The organism is Streptomyces sp. NPDC107522 (genome assembly GCF_055657525.1).
The window spans coordinates 280390-299548 of record NZ_JBVKAU010000001.1 but is presented as its reverse complement, the minus strand read 5'-3'; the positions used below and the strand labels follow the sequence as shown (position 1 = coordinate 299548).

Annotated in this window: 14 protein-coding genes; 6 read left to right on the top strand and 8 right to left on the bottom strand. The window is 71.5% G+C overall.

The features are described from left to right. Positions 1-32 precede the first annotated feature (32 nt). Genes ACZ7L6_RS01335 through narI form a run of 4 tightly spaced genes read left to right on the top strand, consistent with a single transcriptional unit; the run spans position 33 to position 6602 of the window. Positions 33-3761 carry a nitrate reductase subunit alpha gene (locus ACZ7L6_RS01335; RefSeq protein ID WP_471919876.1) on the top strand — a complete coding sequence of 1243 codons (3729 nt, stop codon included), beginning with the start codon at positions 33-35 and terminating at the stop codon, positions 3759-3761. Further along, positions 3761-5389 carry a nitrate reductase subunit beta gene (gene narH / locus ACZ7L6_RS01330; RefSeq protein WP_471919875.1) on the top strand — a complete coding sequence of 543 codons (1629 nt, stop codon included), beginning with the start codon at positions 3761-3763 and terminating at the stop codon, positions 5387-5389. Before ACZ7L6_RS01335 ends, narH begins: the two co-directional genes overlap by 1 nt. After that, the gene (narJ, locus tag ACZ7L6_RS01325) at positions 5389-5880 is read left to right on the top strand and encodes a nitrate reductase molybdenum cofactor assembly chaperone (RefSeq protein WP_471919874.1); all 492 of its coding nucleotides are present in this window, start codon (positions 5389-5391) and stop codon (positions 5878-5880) included. The genes narH and narJ overlap by 1 nt, the downstream gene beginning before the upstream one ends. Beyond that, the gene (narI, locus tag ACZ7L6_RS01320; RefSeq protein WP_471919873.1) at positions 5880-6602 is read left to right on the top strand and encodes a respiratory nitrate reductase subunit gamma; all 723 of its coding nucleotides are present in this window, start codon (positions 5880-5882) and stop codon (positions 6600-6602) included. The genes narJ and narI overlap by 1 nt, the downstream gene beginning before the upstream one ends. 13 nt (positions 6603-6615) lie before the next feature. Here narI and dnaK read toward each other — a convergent pair whose 3' ends face one another. The 6 genes from dnaK to ACZ7L6_RS01290 form a co-directional block, all read right to left on the bottom strand. Then, positions 6616-8490: a molecular chaperone DnaK gene (gene dnaK / locus ACZ7L6_RS01315; protein WP_471919872.1), complete on the bottom strand. Its 1875-nt coding sequence runs from the start codon at positions 8488-8490 to the stop codon at positions 6616-6618. 130 nt (positions 8491-8620) lie between these two features. Further along, positions 8621-9049, bottom strand: coding sequence for an OsmC family protein (locus tag ACZ7L6_RS01310; protein ID WP_471919871.1), 429 nt, complete (start codon positions 9047-9049; stop codon positions 8621-8623). Positions 9050-9123: 74 nt separating this feature from the next. Further along, positions 9124-10923 carry a vWA domain-containing protein gene (locus ACZ7L6_RS01305; protein WP_471919870.1) on the bottom strand — a complete coding sequence of 600 codons (1800 nt, stop codon included), beginning with the start codon at positions 10921-10923 and terminating at the stop codon, positions 9124-9126. Beyond that, on the bottom strand, positions 10920-11981 hold the full coding sequence (locus ACZ7L6_RS01300) for an ATP-binding protein (RefSeq protein WP_471919869.1): 1062 nt from the start codon (positions 11979-11981) through the stop codon (positions 10920-10922). Before ACZ7L6_RS01300 ends, ACZ7L6_RS01305 begins: the two co-directional genes overlap by 4 nt. Before the next feature lie 220 nt (positions 11982-12201). Further along, positions 12202-14328 carry a phage holin family protein gene (locus ACZ7L6_RS01295; RefSeq protein ID WP_471919868.1) on the bottom strand — a complete coding sequence of 709 codons (2127 nt, stop codon included), beginning with the start codon at positions 14326-14328 and terminating at the stop codon, positions 12202-12204. A gap of 356 nt (positions 14329-14684) precedes the next feature. Beyond that, positions 14685-15092: a hypothetical protein gene (locus ACZ7L6_RS01290; protein ID WP_398821955.1), complete on the bottom strand. Its 408-nt coding sequence runs from the start codon at positions 15090-15092 to the stop codon at positions 14685-14687. A gap of 84 nt (positions 15093-15176) precedes the next feature. Between ACZ7L6_RS01290 and ACZ7L6_RS01285 the strand changes: the two genes are divergently transcribed. Together ACZ7L6_RS01285 and ACZ7L6_RS01280 are read left to right on the top strand one after the other, a co-directional pair. After that, entirely contained in the window at positions 15177-15950 is a 774-nt protein-coding gene (locus ACZ7L6_RS01285; RefSeq protein ID WP_471919867.1) for an MBL fold metallo-hydrolase, read from the top strand. Beyond that, positions 15947-16573, top strand: a complete 627-nt coding sequence (locus tag ACZ7L6_RS01280) for a DedA family protein (protein ID WP_471919866.1) — start codon at positions 15947-15949, stop codon at positions 16571-16573. The genes ACZ7L6_RS01285 and ACZ7L6_RS01280 overlap by 4 nt, the downstream gene beginning before the upstream one ends. Positions 16574-16604: 31 nt before the next feature. Here the strand turns inward: ACZ7L6_RS01280 and ACZ7L6_RS01275 are convergent, their stop codons facing one another. Next, positions 16605-17684: an MBL fold metallo-hydrolase gene (locus ACZ7L6_RS01275; RefSeq protein ID WP_471919865.1), complete on the bottom strand. Its 1080-nt coding sequence runs from the start codon at positions 17682-17684 to the stop codon at positions 16605-16607. Further along, the gene (locus ACZ7L6_RS01270; protein ID WP_471919864.1) at positions 17681-18928 is read right to left on the bottom strand and encodes an aminotransferase class I/II-fold pyridoxal phosphate-dependent enzyme; all 1248 of its coding nucleotides are present in this window, start codon (positions 18926-18928) and stop codon (positions 17681-17683) included. The genes ACZ7L6_RS01275 and ACZ7L6_RS01270 overlap by 4 nt, the downstream gene beginning before the upstream one ends. Positions 18929-19159: the final 231 nt, after the last annotated feature.

Sequence of the window (19159 nt, the reverse complement as noted above, 5' to 3'; positions counted from 1 at the left end):
AGATGGGCCCTGGGGCAAGCAAGGGAGCGCCTGTGACCGACACGCGGATACCGCCCACCTCGCCCGCCGACACGCCCGACGGTCCGCCCGCCGAGTCGCCGGCCGAGCCGGGCGCTGCGCTGCTGAAGGCCGGCAGGTTCTTCCGGCCGGGCACGCCCGCGTCCGATCTGCACAGCGTCGAGCTGACCGGCGGGCGCGAGGCGGACACGTTCTACCGGGACCGGTGGAGCCACGACAAGATCGTGAACTCCACGCACGGCGTGAACTGCACGGGCTCCTGCCGCTGGAAGGTGTACGTCAAGGACGGCATCATCACCTGGGAGACGCAGGCGACGGACTACCCGTCGGTCGGCCCGGACCGCCCCGAGTACGAGCCCCGCGGCTGCCCCCGCGGCGCCGCCTTCTCCTGGTACACCTACTCCCCCACCCGGGTCCGCTACCCGTATGTCCGCGGTGTTCTGCTGGAGATGTACCGGGAGGCAAAAAACCGTCTACAGGATCCCGTCGCCGCCTGGGCGGACGTCCAGAACGACCCCGAACGCCGCCGCCGCTACCAGCGGGCCCGTGGCAAGGGCGGTCTGGTGCGGGCGAGTTGGGACGAGGCGATCGAGCTGGTCGCCGCCGCGCACGTGCACACCATCAAGACGTACGGCCCCGACCGCATCGCCGGTTTCTCCCCCATCCCCGCGATGTCGATGGTGTCGCACGCGGCGGGCGCCCGCTTCCACTCCCTGATCGGCGCCCCGATGCTGTCGTTCTACGACTGGTACGCCGACCTGCCCGTGGCCTCCCCGCAGGTCTTCGGCGACCAGACCGACGTGCCGGAGTCCGGCGACTGGTGGGACGCGGCGTACCTGCTGATGTGGGGCTCGAACGTCCCGGTCACCCGCACCCCCGACGCGCACTGGACGGCGGAGGCCCGCTACCGGGGCCAGAAGGTCGTGGTGGTCGCCCCGGACTACGCCGACAACGCCAAGTTCGCCGACGAGTGGCTCCACCCGCACCCGGGCACGGACGGCGCACTGGCGCTGGCCATGGGCCACGTCGTCCTCAAGGAGTTCTTCGTCGACCGCGAGACACCCTTCTTCGCGGACTACGTAAGGAAGTTCACCGATCTGCCCTTCCTTGTCACCCTGGAGGAACGGGACGGCGCCCACGTCCCGGCGAAGTTCCTGCGCGCCTCGGACCTCGGCCAGGAGGGCGAGGGCGCCGAGTGGAAGACGGTGGTGCTGGACGAGGTGTCGGGCCGCGCGGTCGTCCCGAACGGCTCGCTGGGCTTCCGCTGGACCGAGTCCGGGAAAGGCCGGTGGAACCTCGAACTCGGTGACGTGCGACCGAAGTTGAGTCTGTACGGCAGTGAGGTCGCCGCCGGTGTGGAGGTGCTGCTGCCCCGGTTCGACACCGAGGGCGGGGCGCACGGGCAGGGACGCGGGGACGTCGCACGGCGTGGTGTTCCGGCGACCAAGCTCGGCGGTGCGCGCGGGCCGCTGGTGACGACGGTCTTCGACCTGCTGCTCGCCCAGTACGGGGTCGGGCGGCCCGGGCTGCCGGGCCGCTGGCCGGAGTCGTACGACGACGCGGACGCGCCCGGCACGCCCGCCTGGCAGGAGGCGCACACCTCCGTCCCGGCGGCGAAGTGCGTGCGGATCGCGAGGGAGTTCGCGCGGACCGCCGAGCAGTCTCACGGCCGCTGCATGATCCTGATGGGCGCCGGCACCAACCACTGGTTCCACTCGGAGACGATCTACCGCGCCTTCCTCGCCCTGCTCCAGCTCACCGGCTGCCAGGGCCGAAACGGCGGCGGCTGGGCGCACTACGTGGGCCAGGAGAAGTGCCGTCCGGTGACCGGCTGGGCGACGCTCGCGGCCGCGTCGGACTGGTCACGACCGCCGCGCCAGATGATCGGCACGGCGTACTGGTACCTCAACACCGACCAGTGGCGCTACGACCGGTTCACGGCCGACGTGCTCGCCTCGCCGCTCGGTGCGGGCCGGTTCCGGGGGATGACGGGCGCGGACTGCCTGGCGCTGTCGGCACGTGCGGGGTGGATGCCGTCGTATCCGACCTTCGACCGCAATCCGCTGGAGCTGGGCGAAGTGTTCGGCGATCCGGTGGCGCGGGTGGTGGCCGAACTGCGGGCGGGAACCTTGAAGTTCGCCTGCGAGGACCCCGACGCGCCGGAGAACTGGCCGCGGGTGCTGACCTTGTGGCGGGCCAACCTGTTCGGCTCGTCGGCGAAGGGCGCCGAGTACTTCACCCGGCACCTGCTGGGCACGCACTCGTCCCTGCGGGCCGAGGAGGCACCCGAGGACGTACGGCCGCAGGAGGTGACCTGGCGCGACGAGGCACCCGAGGGCAAGCTCGATCTGCTGCTGTCGCTGGACTTCCGGCAGACCTCGTCCACGCTGCTGTCGGACGTCGTCCTGCCCGCCGCGACCTGGTACGAGAAGCACGACCTGTCCAGCACGGACATGCACCCCTATGTGCACTCCTTCACCCCGGCCGTGGATCCGCCGTGGCAGGCGCGCACCGACTTCGACACTTTCAAGGCGCTGGCCGAGCGGCTCAGCGAACTCGCCGTCGGTCATCTGGGCGTACGCAAGGACCTGGTGGCGACTCCGCTCCAGCACGACACCCCGGGCGAGACCGCCCAGCCGGGCGGGGTCGTCCTGGACTGGAAGCGCCGGGAGTGCGCACCCGTGCCCGGGCGGACCATGCCGAACCTCACCGTCGTGGAGCGGGACTACACGGCGATCGGCGCCAAGTTCACGGCACTCGGTCCGCTGGTGGAGCAGCTCGGTCTGCCCGCCAAGGGCATCACGCTCAAGCCGGACGTGGAGGTCGAGGACCTCCGGCTGCTGAACGGCGTCACATCCGACGGCCGCCCCTTGCTCGACACGGCCGTGAAGGCGGCGAACACCATCCTCGCCCTCTCCGGCACCACCAACGGCCGCCTCGCCACCCAGGGCTTCCGCACCCTTCAGACCCGCACCGGGCAGGAGATGGCGCATCTGGCCGCCGAGCACGAGGGCAAGCGGATCACGTACGCGGACACCCAGGCGGCGCCCGTGCCGGTGATCACCTCGCCCGAGTGGTCGGGCAGCGAGGCAGGCGGCCGGCGCTACACGGCCTTCACGCTCAACACCGAGCACCTCAAGCCCTGGCACACCCTCACCGGCCGCCAGCACTTCTTCCTCGACCACGACTGGATCCACGAGCTCGGCGAGGCGCTCCCGGTCTACCGGCCGCCGCTGGACATGAACAAGCTGTTCGGGGAACCGCGGCTCGGCCCGGACGGGCAGCGGGAGGTGACGGTGCGTTGCCTCACCCCGCACAACAAGTGGTCCATCCACTCCGAGTACCAGGACAACCTGTTCATGCTGGCGCTCTCCCGCGGCGGCCAGAACATCTGGATGTCCCCGCAGGACGCCGACGCGATCGGCGTCGGCGACAACGACTGGGTCGAGGCCGTCAACCGCAACGGCGTGGTCGTCGCCCGGGCCGTCGTCTCGCACCGTATGCCGCCCGGCACGGTCTACATGCACCACGCACAGGAACGCACGATCGCCGTCCCGAAGACCGAGACCACCGGCAGGCGCGGCGGCATCCACAACTCGCTGACCCGGCTGATCCTCAAGCCGTCCCACCTCGTCGGCGGCTACGCCCAGCTGTCCTGGGCGTTCAACTACCTGGGCCCGACGGGCAACCAGCGCGACGAGGTGACGGTGATCCGCCGCCGCAGCCAGGAGGTCGAGTACTGATGCGCCCCATGGCCCAGATAGCGATGGTGATGAACCTCGACAAGTGCATCGGCTGCCACACCTGCTCGGTCACCTGCAAGCAGGCGTGGACCAACCGGCGCGGCATGGAGTACGTCTGGTTCAACAACGTCGAGACCCGCCCCGGCCAGGGCTATCCGCGCCGCTACGAGGACCAGGAGCGCTGGCGCGGCGGCTGGGAGCTGAACCGGCGCGGCGCGCTGAAGCTGAAGGCGGGCGGGCGGCTGCGCAAGCTCGCCGGGATCTTCTCCAACCCCGAACTCCCGGAGATCAAGGACTACTACGAGCCCTGGACGTACGACTACAAGAACCTCACCGACGCCCCGCTGGGCGACGACTTCCCGGTCGCTGAGCCGATATCGCAGCTCGACGGCAAACCGATGAAGATCGAGTGGTCGTCGAACTGGGACGACAACCTCGCGGGCGCCCCGGCGTACGGCGACCTGGACCCGATGGTCGAGCGGGCGCGCCGGCACGCCTCGGACAAGGTGCGGTTCGAGTTCGAGCAGACCTTCATGTTCTATCTGCCGCGCATCTGCGAGCACTGCCTCAACCCGTCCTGTGTGGCCTCGTGCCCCTCCGGCGCGATGTACAAGCGGGCGGAGGACGGCATCGTCCTCGTCGACCAGGACCGGTGCCGGGGCTGGCGGATGTGCGTGACGGGATGCCCGTACAAGAAGGTCTACTTCAACCACCGCACCGGCAAGGCCGAGAAGTGCACGCTGTGCTATCCGCGCATCGAGGTCGGCATGCCGACGGTCTGCTCGGAGACGTGCGTGGGGCGGCTGCGCTATCTCGGGGTGGTGCTGTACGACGCCGACAAGGTGACGGCCGCCGCATCGGTCCGGGACGAACAAGACCTGTACGAGGCGCAGTTGGGTGTCTTCCTCGATCCCGAGGACTCCGGGGTGCGGCGGGCGTGCGAGGAGGCGGGGATCCCGGACGACTGGCTGGAGGCGGCCCGCCGCTCCCCCGTGCACGCGCTGATCAGCAGGTACCGGGTGGCGCTCCCGCTGCATCCGGAGTACCGGACGATGCCGATGGTCTGGTACATCCCGCCGCTCTCCCCGGTGGTGGACGCGCTGACCGAGACCGGGCACGACGGGGAGGACGCGCAGAACCTGTTCGGTGCGATCGACAGCCTGCGCATCCCGCTGGAGTACCTGGCGGAGCTGTTCACCGCGGGTGACGTCGCCCCGGTCCGGTCCGCGCTGGAGAGGCTCGCCGCGATGCGCGCCCACATGCGGGCGATCAACCTCGGCGAGGAGCCGGATGCCTCGGTGCCGGCCGCCGTGGGCATGGGGGTCTACGAGATCGAGCAGATGTACCGGCTGCTGGCGATCGCCAAGTACGAGGACCGGTACGTGATTCCGACGGCGGCCGTCGGGGACGCCCGGCACCTGGAGGAGTCGGCGCTCCCGCAGGGGTGCAGCCTCGACTTCGACGGCGGGCCCGGGATGGGCGGGGACGGCCCCTTCGGCCGGGACTCGGGCCGCAAGCTGCTGCCCCTGGTGCCGGTCGAGAACTTCCACGCCCTGCGCAGACGGCAGACCGCGGACGACACCGACCCGGCCGCCGTGACCCACACCCCCGAGACCGAGGAGGCCTGATGCCCTCCTTCGAAGTGCTCTACCAGGCGGCCGCGCTCTGCCTGACCTACCCCGACGACGACTTCCGCACCCGCCTGCCGCTGCTGCGCGAAGCCGCCCCGCAGCTACGGGAGTTCACCGACCACGCGGCGGTCACGCCCCCGCGGGAACTGGCAGCGCACTACGTCGAGGTCTTCGACTTCACCGACCGCCACAGCCTGTACCTGAGCTGGTGGCGCGACGGGGACACCCGGCGGCGCGGCATGTCGCTGGTCCGCTTCAAGGACATCTACCGCGCGCACGGGCTGGAGTGCACCGGCGAGGAGCTGCCCGACTTCCTGCCCGCGGTACTGGAGTTCACGGCCCGCACCGGCAACAGCGAGCTGCTGCTGGAACACCGGGACGCCCTGGAACAGCTCCGCTCCCGGCTCACCGACTTCGGTACACCGTACGCGTCCGTCCTGGACGCCGTATGCGCCACACTGCCGACCGCACACACCGAGGTGCGCTGATGACCACACTCCTCTGGGGCGTCCTGCCGTACGTCACCTTCGCCCTGCTCGTCGCGGGACTCGTCTGGCGTCACCGCTACGACCGGTTCGGCTGGACCACGCGCTCGTCGCAGGTGTACGAGTCGAAGCTGCTGAACATCGGCTCGCCCGCCTTCCACTACGGCATCCTGTTCGTGTTGGCCGGCCATGTGGTGGGCCTGTTCGTCCCGGGGTCCTGGACGGACGCGATGGGCGTGAGCGAGCACACCTACCACCTGTTCTCCCTCTACGGCGGCACGGCGGCCGGTGTGCTCACGGTCGCCGGGATCGTGCTGCTGATCTACCGGCGCCGCACCAACGCCCCCGTGTTCCGCGCGACGACTGCCAACGACAAGCTCATGTACGTCGTCCTGCTCGCGGCGATCGTGATGGGCATGGTGGCCAAGCTGTCCCACGCCTCCGGCGACGGCTACGACTACCGGCAGTCGATCGCCCCTTGGGCCCGCAGCCTGTTCACCCTCCAGCCGGACGTCGACCGCATGGCGGGCGTGCCGGTGCTGTACGAGGTGCACACGGTGATCGGCATGGTGCTGATCGCGCTGGTGCCGTACACCCGGCTGGTGCACATGTTCAGCGCGCCGGTGCAGTATCTGTTCCGGCCGTATGTGGTGTACCGCAGCCGCGACCCCAGGGAGCTGGGGCCGCGGCCGGACAAGCGGGGCCGGGAGCGCGCCGGATCCTAGGCGGCCGCCGCCTCTAGGCCGCCCCTCCCTTCTGGTCCTTCTCGTCGTCGACGATCTCCGCGTCCACCACGCCCTCGTCGTCCTGCGATGCGGTCTGCTCGGTGCCCGTGCCGGTGGCGCTGTCCGTCGGGGTCTGCTGGGTCTGGGCGTACATCGCCTGGCCCATCTTCTGGCTGACGGTGGCGAGTTTCTCGATGCCGGTGCGCAGGGCGCTCGTCTCGGCGTTCTGCTCCAGTAGCTGCTTCAGCTCCGTGACCGCCGACTCCACCTCCGACTTGGTGTCCGCCGGGACCTTGTCCTCGTTGTCGCGGATGAACTTCTCGGTCTGGTAGACGAGCTGTTCGGCCTGGTTGCGGGTCTCGGCGGCCTCGCGCCGCTTGCGGTCCTCCTCGGCGTACTGCTCGGCCTCCCGCATCATGCGGTCGATGTCGTCCTTCGGGAGGGCCGAGCCGCCGGTGACCGTCATCTTCTGCTCGCGGCCGGTGGCGAGGTCCTTGGCGGAGACGTGCATGATCCCGTTGGCGTCGATGTCGAACGCGACCTCGATCTGCGGCACCCCGCGCGGTGCGGGCGGCAGACCGGTGAGGTCGAAGACGCCGAGCTTCTTGTTGTACGCCGCGATCTCACGTTCGCCCTGGTAGACCTGGATGCCGACGGAGGGCTGGTTGTCGGTGGCGGTGGTGAAGATCTCCGAACGCCGGGTGGGAATGGTCGTGTTGCGCTCGATGAGCTTCGTCATGATGCCGCCCTTCGTCTCGATGCCGAGGGACAGCGGGGTGACGTCGAGCAGCAGGACGTCCTTGACGTCGCCGCGGATGACGCCCGCCTGGAGGGCCGCGCCGACGGCCACGACCTCGTCGGGGTTGACGCCCTTGTGCGGGTCCTTGCCGGTGAGTTCCTTCACCAGGTCGGTGACGGCGGGCATCCGGGTGGAGCCGCCTACGAGGATGACGTGGTCGACCGCGGAGAGTTTGATGCCGGCGTCCTTGACGGCCTGGTGGAAGGGGGTCTTGCAGCGGTCGAGGAGGTCGGCGGTGAGCTCCTGGAACTGGGCGCGGGTCATCTTCTCGTCGAGGTGGAGGGGGCCCTCGGCGGACGCGGTGATGTAGGGCAGGTTGATCGTCGTCTCGGAGGAGCTGGACAGTTCGATCTTGGCCTTCTCGGCGCCCTCGCGCAGCCGCTGCAGCGCCATCTTGTCGTTGCCGAGGTCGATGCCGTACTGGCCTTTGAACTTCTTGACGAGGTGCTCGACGATCCGCTGGTCCCAGTCGTCGCCGCCCAGGTGCGTGTCGCCGTTGGTGGCCTTGACCTCGATGACGCCGTCGCCGATCTCCAGCAGCGAGACGTCGAAGGTGCCGCCGCCGAGGTCGAAGACGAGGACGGTCTGCTCCTCACCCCGGTCGAGGCCGTAGGCGAGGGCGGCGGCCGTGGGCTCGTTGATGATCCTCAGGACCTTCAGGCCCGCGATCTCCCCGGCCTCCTTGGTGGCCTGCCGCTGTGCGTCGTCGAAGTAGGCGGGGACGGTGATCACCGCGTCGGTGACGTCCTCGCCGAGGTAGGACTCGGCGTCCCGCTTCAGCTTCTGCAGCACCCGGGCGGACAGTTCCTGCGCCCGGTAGCGGGTGCCGTCGATGTCGCCCTGCTCGGGGAAGCGCCAGTGGGCGTCGCCCATGTGCCGCTTCACGGAGCGGGCGGTGCGCTCGACGTTCGTCACCGCCTGCCGCTTGGCCACCTCACCCACGAGGACCTCGCCGTTCTTGGCGAAGGCCACGACCGACGGTGTGGTCCTGGCCCCCTCCGCGTTGGCGACGACAGTGGGTTCGCCGCCCTCCAGGACGGCCACCACCGAGTTCGTGGTCCCGAGATCGATCCCGACCGCGCGTGCCATCGTTGTCCCCTTCCGCCAGGGCACCCCTTCGAACTCCAGCACAAAACTTGAGTGGGTTCTTGTCAATGGGGCGAGTGACCCGGCGGAAGGGTGCCAAACGGGGCCTGAGCGAGCGCTCAGGCCCGCTGCCTCAGGTGAGCTTGGCCGACAGCGTGATCGGTACCGCCTTCAGCGCCTGGCTGACCGGGCAGCCCACCTTGGCCTCCTCCGCCTTGGCGAGGAAGTCCTCCTCGGACAGGCCCGGAACCGTGCCCTCCACGGTGATGTGGATGCCGGTGATGCCCTCGCCGGGCTGGAAGGTCACGTCGGCGGAGGTGACCAGCTTGGTCGGCGGGTTGCCGGCCTTGTCGAGGATGTTCGAGAAGGCCATGGAGTAGCAGCTGGAGTGGGCGGCGGCGATCAGCTCCTCCGGGCTGGTCTTGCCGTTCGCCTCCTCGGCGCGCGACGCCCACGTCACCGGCTGCTGGGCGATGCTGCCGGAGGAGTCGAAGGAGACGACGCCATTGCCCTTGAACAGGTTTCCTTCCCACACGGTGTGTGCGGAGCGCGTGGTTGCCACGTTGAATCCCTTCGCATGCTTACGGTGAGGTCCCGTGTCCGGGTTCCGTGTCCCCCATCCGATCACACTCGTCCTCATTGCACCCGGAAGACCGGCCCACGCGGGGTGAACGGCAGACGACGGCCCTGTGGAATCAGGTACGCGTGCTCGCGCCGCACCCGCAGGACATCGCACCAGCCGTCCGTGATGACCAGGACCGGCGCACCCGGCGGAAAGTCGTCCGCGCGCTGCAGCAGGTCGATCCCGGGCTGCAGGACCGTACCGCCCCGCCCGTGCACCCGCACCCGCCCCGCGATCTCCGTGACCGGCACATATCCCGCGTCGTGCGGTGCCGCGTCGCAGAACACCACCCGCGCCGCCGGTACGTCCCGGGCCGCGGCGTAGGAGGCGATCGCGCCCAGCGCCTTGCCGAGCAGGACGGCTCCCATGGAGCCGGAGGTGTCCAGGACGACGCCGAAGGTGCAGCGGGCGACCTCCTCGGGCGGGAACCAGCGGCCCGCGCGCGGGATGTCGGGCGTCGACGACTGGCGGCGCGAGGGACGGGCATACGTCCGTACCGGCTCGGGGCGCGGCACGAACTCGTCGAACCAGCGGGCCAGTCGGGCGTCCCAGGGCAGCGGCGGATGGCTGAGCGCGCGGATCTCCTGGACCAGGCCGCCGGGCAGGAAGCCGCGCTCCTGCTGCTGGTGCAGGTCCAGGCCGTGCGCCAGGCCCCGGCGGTAGAACTCGTCGAGGTCGCAGTAGTCGCCGGGCGGGCCCAGCGGCGCGCCCAGGACATCGCCGACGCCCTTGCCCCGAAGGGTGGCGAGCCGGCGCATCCGGCGCAGGTCACCGGCGATCCGGTCGTACACCTCCTCGGCGGACAGGCCGGTGAACTGCGCGTCGTACAGCAGCCCTTGGGGCATCTCGCCGACCTGCATCTCGCGGAGCCAGCCGTTGATGACGTAGTCGCAGGCGACGTTGAACAGGTACGGGTCGCGGGTGCCGCAGCGGTCCCCGTGGCGCAGGGCGGCGTGCAGCATCTCGTGGGCGAGGATGAACCGCCACTCCTCGGCCTCGAAGGTCCGCAGCGGGTTGATGTAGATCTCGCCGGCCTCGGCGTTGACGGCGGCGACGGAGATGCCGTGCGCGCGGGCGAGTTCGGCGTCGGCGACCAGCTTGATGCCGGCCGCGATGCCGCCGAGCAGCGGGTAGGAGGTGATGAACCACTCCAGCGCCCACTGCCAGGGCCGCTTCTTGACCGGCTCGCCGTCCATGGAATCGCGGCGGCCGCCCGCCATGTCCATCGCGGTGGAGACCGTGCGGGTCAGGGCGGTGGCGAAGGCCAGCTGGTGGTCCGGTGGCGACCCCAACCAGCCCGTCCACTCCACGAGCAGCTGGTCGGGGTCGTCGCCCGCGGTGCCGCAGCGCTCGTACCCGGCCGGGATGCCGTGGCGGCGCCAGCGCGCGGCGAGCTGCTCCTCGTCGCCGTCCGGGTACGACAGCGGGAGATGCTCCGGGGTCTGCCCCATGGGGAACGAGAGCAGGAAGCGGTTGACGACGACGCAGCGGGCGGCGATGTCGTACCGGTCGGGCTGCTCGCGCCCTCCCTTCGCCGCCGGTACGTGTCCGAAGCCGAGGTGCAGCACGGCGTGCGCGAGCGTCCAGGCCCAGACGGCGGGTTCGGCGAAGCGGTCGGGGTGGATGTGCAGGTCGCCGTCGGAGTCGACGCGGACGAGCCCGTCGCGGGGCGCCTCCTCGCAGTCCTCGTGACGGCAGATGCCGAACTCGACGGTCGCGAGCGCGGGGTTGGCACGGAGCAGCCGCAGTCCTTCGGCGAACGCCCGGGTGGCGAGATCGCCCTTCTTCTGTCCCTTGCCCTGGTCGCGGCTCATCGCCGCGCCTTCACCAGACGCGGCATGTCCCGCGCCGCCTCCACCAGGAACCACGACGGCAGCACCGGGTTGCCGTCGGCGTCGGAGGCGATGACGCTCTGGGCGACCTCCACGGAGATCTCCGCGAGCTGCACCAGCAGCGACTTCGCGCGGTACGCGGTCTGCCGCCCGTTCGCCGACATGTGCTCCTTGCTGACGGGCAGTTCCTTGATGAGCCGCCCGCGGAAGGACTCGGCGAGGTAGTAGAGCAGGTCGCGGTCCTCCATGCGGTGCGGCCAGCGGGCGTCGCCCTTGATGATCGCCTCGATGCCGAACTGGCTGCGCACGATCTTGACGTAGCCGCAGAACGCGGTGGCGTGGGCGGGCGTCAGCGTGCCGTGCGCGAGCACCTTGAGCGTCTCCTCGTCGAGGTCGCGGCCGAAGGAGTGCAGCGCGTCGGAGAGCATGTGCCAGGAGCGGGGCGTGGAGAACGGCTCCTCGGTCTTCGGCGGCTTGGACCACAGGTGGTCGGGCCGGTCGGTGAGGTGGTCCAGGATCCACGGGTGGATGCCGTTGTTCGCGGCCCAGGTCAGCCAGTCCTTGGCGGAAGCCTCCAGGTGGACATGGGTGAGACGGTTGACGAGGGCGGAGGCGATGGGGCGGGCGAGGGCGTTGTCGGTGGCACGGTTGCCGGCGCCGATGACGATGGATCCCTTCGGCAGTTCGTAGTTGCCGATACGGCGGTCCAGGATCAGCGAGTAGAACGCCTTCTGCACATCCGGGGTGGCCGCGTTCAGCTCGTCGAGGAACAGGCAGTACGGCTCGTCGCGGGCGATCGCCTCCGGCGGGCAGAACACCGACCGTCCCTCGCGGATCTGCGGGACGCCGATCAGGTCCTCGGGCGCGAGCTGGGTGCCGAGCAGGCTCACGCACTCCAGTCCCAGCGACTCGGCGAAGTCCCTGACGAGGGAGGACTTTCCGATGCCGGGGGCGCCCCAGATGAAGACCGGCCGCACGGTGGCGAGGCCGAGAAGCAGTTCGGGGATATGGGCGGGCGTGACGGTAACGGCTGCCTGCACAGCAGCTACTCCTTGGGATGTTCGAGAAGGGCGCGCAGGTGTGCGACGCCCGATACGAACAGTTTCTGTGCCGGTCGAGTGAGGCGCAGCCCATTTTCCGGTTGACCGGAATGTGCCCTGGGCAATGCCACCCGGTGGTGACACGTTGAACCACGGTCGTCCGTGAAGGCCGCTCCTTCGTTCATGGGGGTACGAAGGAGCGGCGCCCCCCACCGGGTCATCAGGCCGCCCGCTGGTCCTCACGCCGCGTCAACGGCACCTGAGGCCCGTCCGACTCCCGCAACCAGCGGCGCAGCACCCGGTGCACGTGCTCGGCGCCGGCGACCTCCTCCCCGTCGTGGGCCGGCGCCGAGAAGGCGAGCGGCGACAGCAGGAACGCCTTGCCCTGCGCGCCACCGAGTCCGCCGTGCGAGCCGATCTGCTCCTCGAAGGCGAGGACCTCGCCGTCGGCCGGGTCGTACGCGGAGTTGACCATGATGTCGGCGGCGTTGGGGAACGAGTGCGTACGGCGTACGGCGTCGGCGGCACCCGGCCCGAAGACCTCCAACGGCCCCGGCTCGTCGTCCAGTCGGTCCAGGGGTATCTCGGCACCGTACGCGCCGAGCACGACTGCGCCGTGCCGCTCGCTGCGCACCAGCAGGAACCCGACCCCGGGATGGTTGGCGAGGGTGGTGAGCAGGGCCGGGTGGCGGGCGTCGATCTCCTCCTTGGTCATCCGGTGCGGCACGTCCGGGAAGGAGACCAGGCCGAGGTTGCCGGAGGCCAGCACGATCGGCTCGGAGCTGCGGCGTGAGGGGCGGTGCCGCTCCCCGCCCTCCTCGACGGGGATGCGCAGCGCCGCGCGGACCGCCGCACGGGCCTCGGCCCCGCTGTGGGTGCGCTGCGCCTTGCGCGGCACGGGCAGCCCGCAGCCGGCCCGCACCAGTTCGCCGAGGCCGAGGCCGTAGCGGGCGCGGAAGGTCTCGCCGGGGCTCTGGCCGTGGTCCGACAGCACGACGATGCGGTACGGCCGCGGGGCGTGCTCGGCCACGTTCTCGATCAACGCCAGCGCCCGGTCGAGGCGCTCGAGGACCTTCTCGGCGTCGCGGCTGAACGGTCCGGAGTGGTGGGCCACTTCGTCGTACGCCACGAGGTCGGCGTAGACGGAGGTGCGGCCGGCGAGCATGTCGCCCATCACCGCGGCGACCACGACGTCCCGTTCGACGACGGTCGCGAAGGCGCGCACGAACGGGTAGAGACCGCCGCGGGAGACCCTCGGCCGGGTCTTGCGGGCGCGGGCCCGGGTGGACTGGCCGATCTCGCGGCCGACCTCGGCGATGAAGGACAGCGCGGTGCGTACGGCGTTGGCCGGGTCGGAGAAGTAGGCGAAGTAGCCGGCCCGGGAGCGGTTCTCCCGGCCGCGCCGTCGGGTCGCGATGGACAGCACGAGGGCCTGCTCGTCGGCGCCGCCGCTGAAGAGGTTGCCGCGGCTGGCGCCGTCGGCGGTGAGCAGTCCGCCGTCGCCGGTGCGCTCGATGGCGCGGCGCTGCAGTTCGGCGGCGCTGGTGGGGCGGTTGCAGACCATGACCTCGCGGGCGGCCTTCTCGTACCAGCGGAAGGCGGGGACGTCGTGGTTGCTGCCGTGCAGGATGCCGAGCTGGCTGGCGCCGGTCTGGCTGGACCAGTCGGTGCGCCAGGGGGTGAGCCGGTGGGTTGGGCGGTGCGGCGTGGGGTGGGCGCCGTCTCCCGTGGCGTTGCCGGTGTTGTTGTTGCCGGTGCCGTTGCCGAGCCAGCGGGCGACGGTGGGCATCAGGTCCTTGCCTACGGCGTCGAGGAGGACGTCGTGGCCGACGCCGTCGAGCTGGATGAAGACGGTGCCGGGGCTGGACGGGCCGGGTGGCAGGGCCCTGCGGCGTCGGTCGGCGAGACGGTACAGGCGGCGCCGGTACGCGTCGTCGTCGCGTACGGCCAGGGCGGCACCGGTGCCGGAGGCGACGGCGGACATCACGGCGGCGACGATGACGGCGGTCTCCGGGGCGGCCTCGCTGTCGCCGGAGGGGACGAGGCGCAGGGCGATGATGAGCAGCGAGCCGTTGAGGAAGAAGACCAGCGTGCCGAGCACCAAGGCGGGCACCAGGAGCAGGAGCCGTACGAGGAGGGGCCAGACGAGCGCGGAGAGCAGGCCGAACGCGCCGGCGCCGAGGGCCGCGGTGATGGCGATACGGGTGGCGCTGTCGCCGTCCGCCGACTGGAGCTGGAAGTCGGGGAGGATGCCGGCGAGCACGAGCATGGTGACGGTGGAGACCGCCCACACGGTGATGCTCCGCCCGACCTGACTAGCGGCCCGCCGCCAACGCCGTCCACGCACGCCCAGCCACCTCACGTCCCGGCTCGCCGCCCCGAACGAGCCTTCAGGCCCCCAGCGTGGCATACGGCTCGGACAGCGGCCGGGACCGGACTTGGGCCTTGGTTTTCTCGCCCCCGCCGCCCCTACCCGTCCCATCCTCGAAGGGGCTCCGCCCCTTCGACCCCGCCAGGGGGCTCCGCCCCCTGGACCCCCGCTCCTCAAACGCCGGAGGGGCTGACTAACCAGCCCGTCCGGCGTTTGAGGACGAGGCCCCTTCAGAGCCGAAGCGGGGGTCTGGGGGCGGCAGCCCCCAGGGACGGGACGGGTAGGGGCGGCGGGGGCGAGGAATTCCGAGGCAGGCACCGCGGCCGCGCTCGTCAGCGCCCGTCGTAGCCCGCCGTCGGCATCGACAGTCTCCGGTGTACCCGGGCCTTCATCTGGGCGTCGTACAGCGGTTCCGCCCGCCCCACCGTCTCCACCCGCACCCCGCGCCGGGCGCACTCCGCAGTGAACTCCTCGACGGACGACAGCGCGCTCTCGAGGACTCTCCGGCTGGGTGCCACGAACAGGTCGAGGCCGGGGCGGACGCCCTCCCACAGGACGCTGTGGTCCGGACGCAACCGGCGTACCAGGAGCTCGCGGGCGACGACGTACCCGTGCTCGGCGGCCCAGTGCGCGCACATCGCGTGCTGGCTGCGGGAGTCCACCAGGAAGGGGTCGGCGTCCAGCTCTTCGAGCGGTGTCAGACTGGCGATCGCCGTCACGCGCACTACGGATGACCCCATGGCGTCCCCCTCACCTCCGGGTTTCGCCGCCGACCCTACTCCAGCCCGTACGCTTCGGGGAGTCGCGCGAAGGAGGCAAAGAAGGTGCCGGTGGAGATCACCTGGTGGGGTCACGCCACTTGCACGGTCGAGGATTCGGGCGTACGTGTCCTGACCGATCCTTTGTTCGCGCGCCGACTCGCACACCTGCGTCGCCGCCGTGGCGCCCTGCCCCCGCCCGACGCCCGCCGTGCGGACGTCGCCGTCGTCTCCCACCTGCACGCCGACCACCTGCACGTTCCGTCCCTGGCGAGGCTGGCGCACGGCACCCGTCTGCTCGTGCCGAGCGGTGCGGCCCGCGCCGTTCCGGGCCTGCGCCGCCTCACACAGCTGCGGGTGACCGAGATGGCGCCGGGGGACGAGACGTCGGTGGGCGGGCTGACCGTACGGGCCGTGCCCGCGCGGCACGACGGACGCCGGCTGCCCGTCGGCCCGCACCGCTCCCCCGCCCTCGGCTACGTCATCGAGGGCGAGGCACGCACGTACTTCGCCGGGGACACCGGGCTGTTCGACGCGATGGCGGAGGAGGTCGGGCCGGTCGACGTGACGCTGCTGCCGGTGGGCGGCTGGGGACCGTATCTCGGGGAGGGCCACCTCGACGCGGGGCGGGCGGCCGAGGCACTGGCCCGGCTCACGCCGCGCAGTGCCGTGCCGGTGCACTACGGCACGTACTGGCCGATCGGCATGGACGCCGTGCGCCCCCACGAATTCCACTCCCCCGGCGACGAGTTCGCGCGGCTCGCGGCCGAGCGCGCGCCCGGTGTGTCGGTGCATCGGCTCGCGCACGGGGAGAGCGTGCGCCTGGGGGTGGCCCGGTGACGGTCCTGGCCACCACGGCGACGGTGGTGCCGACCGAGTCCACGCAGCAGGCGATCGGCTATCCGTCGCTGTTCCTGCTGGTGCTCATCGGGGCGCTGGTGCCGATCGTGCCGACGGGAGCGCTGGTGAGTTCGGCGGCGGTGGTCGCGTTTCACCAGACGGCACCGTTCGCGCTGGCGCTGGTCTTCTTGACGGCGTCGACGGCCGCCTTCCTGGGCGACGCGACGCTGTACTGGCTGGGGCGGCGCGGCATGCGTTCGAAGAACGGCTCGCGCTGGCTGGAGGCGATCCGCTCGCGGGCACCGGAGGACCGGCTCACGCAGGCGCAGCGGAAGCTCTCCGAGCACGGGGTGGCCGTGCTGGTGTTGTCGCGGCTGGTGCCCGCGGGCCGGCTGCCGGTGATGCTGGCCTGTCTGCTGGCGAAGTGGCCGATGCGACGGTTCGCGCGGGGGAACTTGCCCGCCTGCCTGGCGTGGGCGGTGACGTACCAGCTGATCGGGATTCTGGGGGGCTCGCTCTTCCCGGAGCCGTGGGAGGGCGTGGTGGCGGCGATCGCGCTGACTGTGCTGATCAGTGCGGTGCCGAGTGTATGGCGGAGGATCCGGAAGACCGGGGCCGCCTAGACCCCGGTCCCGAGTACGTCCCGGTTGTGCATCAACCCAGCACGCGGGAACCCCCCACCGGCAGGTCCCACAGGTCCTCCCGGTCCAGCCCCGCCTTCTCCCACGCCGCGCGCACGCGCGTGAGCGGTTCCAGGACCGGTTCCGCCGACAGGACGAACGTCGCCCAGTGCATCGGTGCCATCCGGCGTGCGCCGAGGTCCTGGGCGGCGCGGACGGCCTCCTCGGGGTCGCAGTGGACGTCGCTGAGCCACCAGCGGGGGTCGTAGGCGCCGATGGGGAGGAGGGCGAGGTCGATGCCGGGGTAGCGCTCGCCGATGCGGGTGAACCAGTGGCCGTAGCCGGTGTCGCCCGCGAAGTACACGCGCTGTCCGTCCGGGGCGGTGAGGACCCAGCCGCCCCACAGGCTGCGGCAGGTGTCGGTGAGGGTGCGCTTGGACCAGTGGTGGGCGGGGACGAAGTCGAAGCGGACACCGGACAGTTCGGCGGCCTCCCACCAGTCCAGCTCGGTGATCCGGGTGAACCGGCGGCGACGGAACCAGGCGGCTAGGCCGGCCGGCACGAACACGGGGGTGTCGCGCGGGAGTCGGCGCAGGGTGGGGGCGTCCAGGTGGTCGTAGTGGTTGTGGCTGATGACGACCGCGTCGACGCGCGGCAGGGCGCTCCAGGCGATGCCGACCGGGGTGATGCGGGCCGGCGTGCCGAGGATGCGGCGTGACCAGACCGGGTCGGTGAGCACGGTCAGGCCGCCGATCTGCACGACCCAACTGGCGTGCCCCGCCCAGGAGACCGCGACCGTGCGCGTGTCCACGCGGGGCAGCGGGGCCGGCTCGAAGGGCAGCCGCGGGATGTCGGCGAGGCCTTCGCGCCCTGGGCGTACCGCGCCCTCGCGGGCGAAGCGGGCGAGGGCCTTCATGCCGGGCAGCGGAGCGGTGAGGCGGTCGTGGAAGGTCCGCGGCCACACCCGGCGTTCGCCCGGCGGACGAGGGGCGGCGAGCGGCGGGAGAGGGGGCGCGAAGAGGGACGGGTCCGCCGGGGCGTCGGCTTCCTGCGCCGGCGCGGTCGTGCTCGTGGTGGGCGTACGCCTGGTGGTCGACTCGGACTGCTGCGTCATCGAGGAGGCTCCCATCGCTGAGCGTCGTCACGGAGATCGTCGAAGACCGTCTTCAAGTGGATCAACGCACGTTGCACGTGTGGCAGTTCCAACGGCGAGGGTGAACTGATGCATTCCGCGCGTTCCTCGTCGGTGCCGTCCAGCAGCGGTCCGGTGGACAGCCGCACGCGCAGCGCGCCTAGGTCGTCGCCGAAGCGGTGGCCGCCCGGCGCGGGCATGCCGAGCCGGGCGGCGAGGAAGTCCTCCAGGTCCTGCGCGTCCCCCACGCCCCGCGCGGACAGCCCGGCGCGCAGCGGGCCGAGGTCGACGTAGAGGTGGCGCCCGGCCTGCGGGGGCCGCGCCAGGGCGCCCGCCTTCACGGCGGCGGCGTGCGCGGCGGCGGCCACGCGCGCGTGCAGGCGTACGGCGGCGGTGCCCCGCGCGGTGACCGCTTCCGGCTCCGCCAACGCGTAACCGGCGGCGAGGGCGACCGGGCCGGCGACGCGGGCGCCGAGCGCGGTGAGCACGTCGAGCACGCGCGCGTGGAGGCCGTTTCCGGCCTCGCTCGTGGGGAACCGGGCGACCGCGGCCGGCCAGCCCGGCGGGAGGTGGGCGCCGGCCAGGTCGGTGACGACGGTGACCTGCTCGGGCAGCATCTCGGCCGGGCTGAGCAGCACGGTGTCGTGCGGGGCGTGCACGGTGTCGCGCCAGGTCTCGTCGCTGACCAGGTGCAGTCCCTCGCCGGTGGCGGCCTCCAGGGTCTCGTGCAGCACCTCGGGCGGGGCGACGGTGGCCGTGGGGTCGTCGGCGACGGACAGGACGAGCAGGCGCGGGTCACCGCCCTCGTCACGCACCCGGCGGACGGTCTCCAGAAGGGCGTACGGATCCGGTACGCCACCGCACTCGGCCGGTGTCGCCACGTGGAAGACGGGTCTGCCCAACAGGCGTGCGTACGGAGCCCACCAGGCGGCACAGGGCCGGGGCACCAGGACGTCGCCGCCGAGCGCGAAGGTCAGGGCGAGCAGCAGGGCGGGCGCGCCGTTGGCGGCCACCGCCCGATCGGGCTCGGTCGGCAGTCCGCGCCGGTCCCAGTAACCGCACGCGGCCTCCAGGAGCGCGGTGCCGCCGCCGATCGGCTCGCTGTCGGACCGCCCCGCGGCCGCGGCGAGCACGGCGGCCAGCTCGGGCAGCACGGGCAGCCCGTCGTCCGGGAGCGGCGGCCCGTACCGGACGGGGCCGTGGCCTTCGAGGTCCGTCCGGCGCATCGGTGCCTCCGCGCTGTGCCTGGTGCCGTGGTGGTTCGTCGTCCGGTGCTCCGTGAGGATCGGTGTTCTGTCGTGCGGTCCGTGCGGTCCGTGTGATGCGTACGGCGCGGGGGCCGTACGGTGCGTTGCGTTTGCCTCGCGCTCCGAGTACCCAGCGGGGCGCCACCCCATGGGCGTCGGCCGGGGTTGCGCCCGTCACAGGACCGGTGGTTCCGGGCGCCGTGCGGCCCA

What these genes read in the sequence shown, in the direction of transcription:
- narH (WP_471919875.1), top strand. Translation starts at nt 3,761, where the DNA reads ATGCGCCCCATGGCCCAGATAGCGATGGTGATGAACCTCGACAAGTGC.
- ACZ7L6_RS01270 (WP_471919864.1), bottom strand. Translation starts at nt 18,928, where the DNA reads ATGCGCCGGACGGACCTCGAAGGCCACGGCCCCGTCCGGTACGGGCCG.
- ACZ7L6_RS01305 (WP_471919870.1), bottom strand. Translation starts at nt 10,923, where the DNA reads ATGAGCCGCGACCAGGGCAAGGGACAGAAGAAGGGCGATCTCGCCACC.
- narJ (WP_471919874.1), top strand. Translation starts at nt 5,389, where the DNA reads ATGCCCTCCTTCGAAGTGCTCTACCAGGCGGCCGCGCTCTGCCTGACC.
- dnaK (WP_471919872.1), bottom strand. Translation starts at nt 8,490, where the DNA reads ATGGCACGCGCGGTCGGGATCGATCTCGGGACCACGAACTCGGTGGTG.
- narI (WP_471919873.1), top strand. Translation starts at nt 5,880, where the DNA reads ATGACCACACTCCTCTGGGGCGTCCTGCCGTACGTCACCTTCGCCCTG.
- ACZ7L6_RS01275 (WP_471919865.1), bottom strand. Translation starts at nt 17,684, where the DNA reads ATGACGCAGCAGTCCGAGTCGACCACCAGGCGTACGCCCACCACGAGC.
- ACZ7L6_RS01290 (WP_398821955.1), bottom strand. Translation starts at nt 15,092, where the DNA reads ATGGGGTCATCCGTAGTGCGCGTGACGGCGATCGCCAGTCTGACACCG.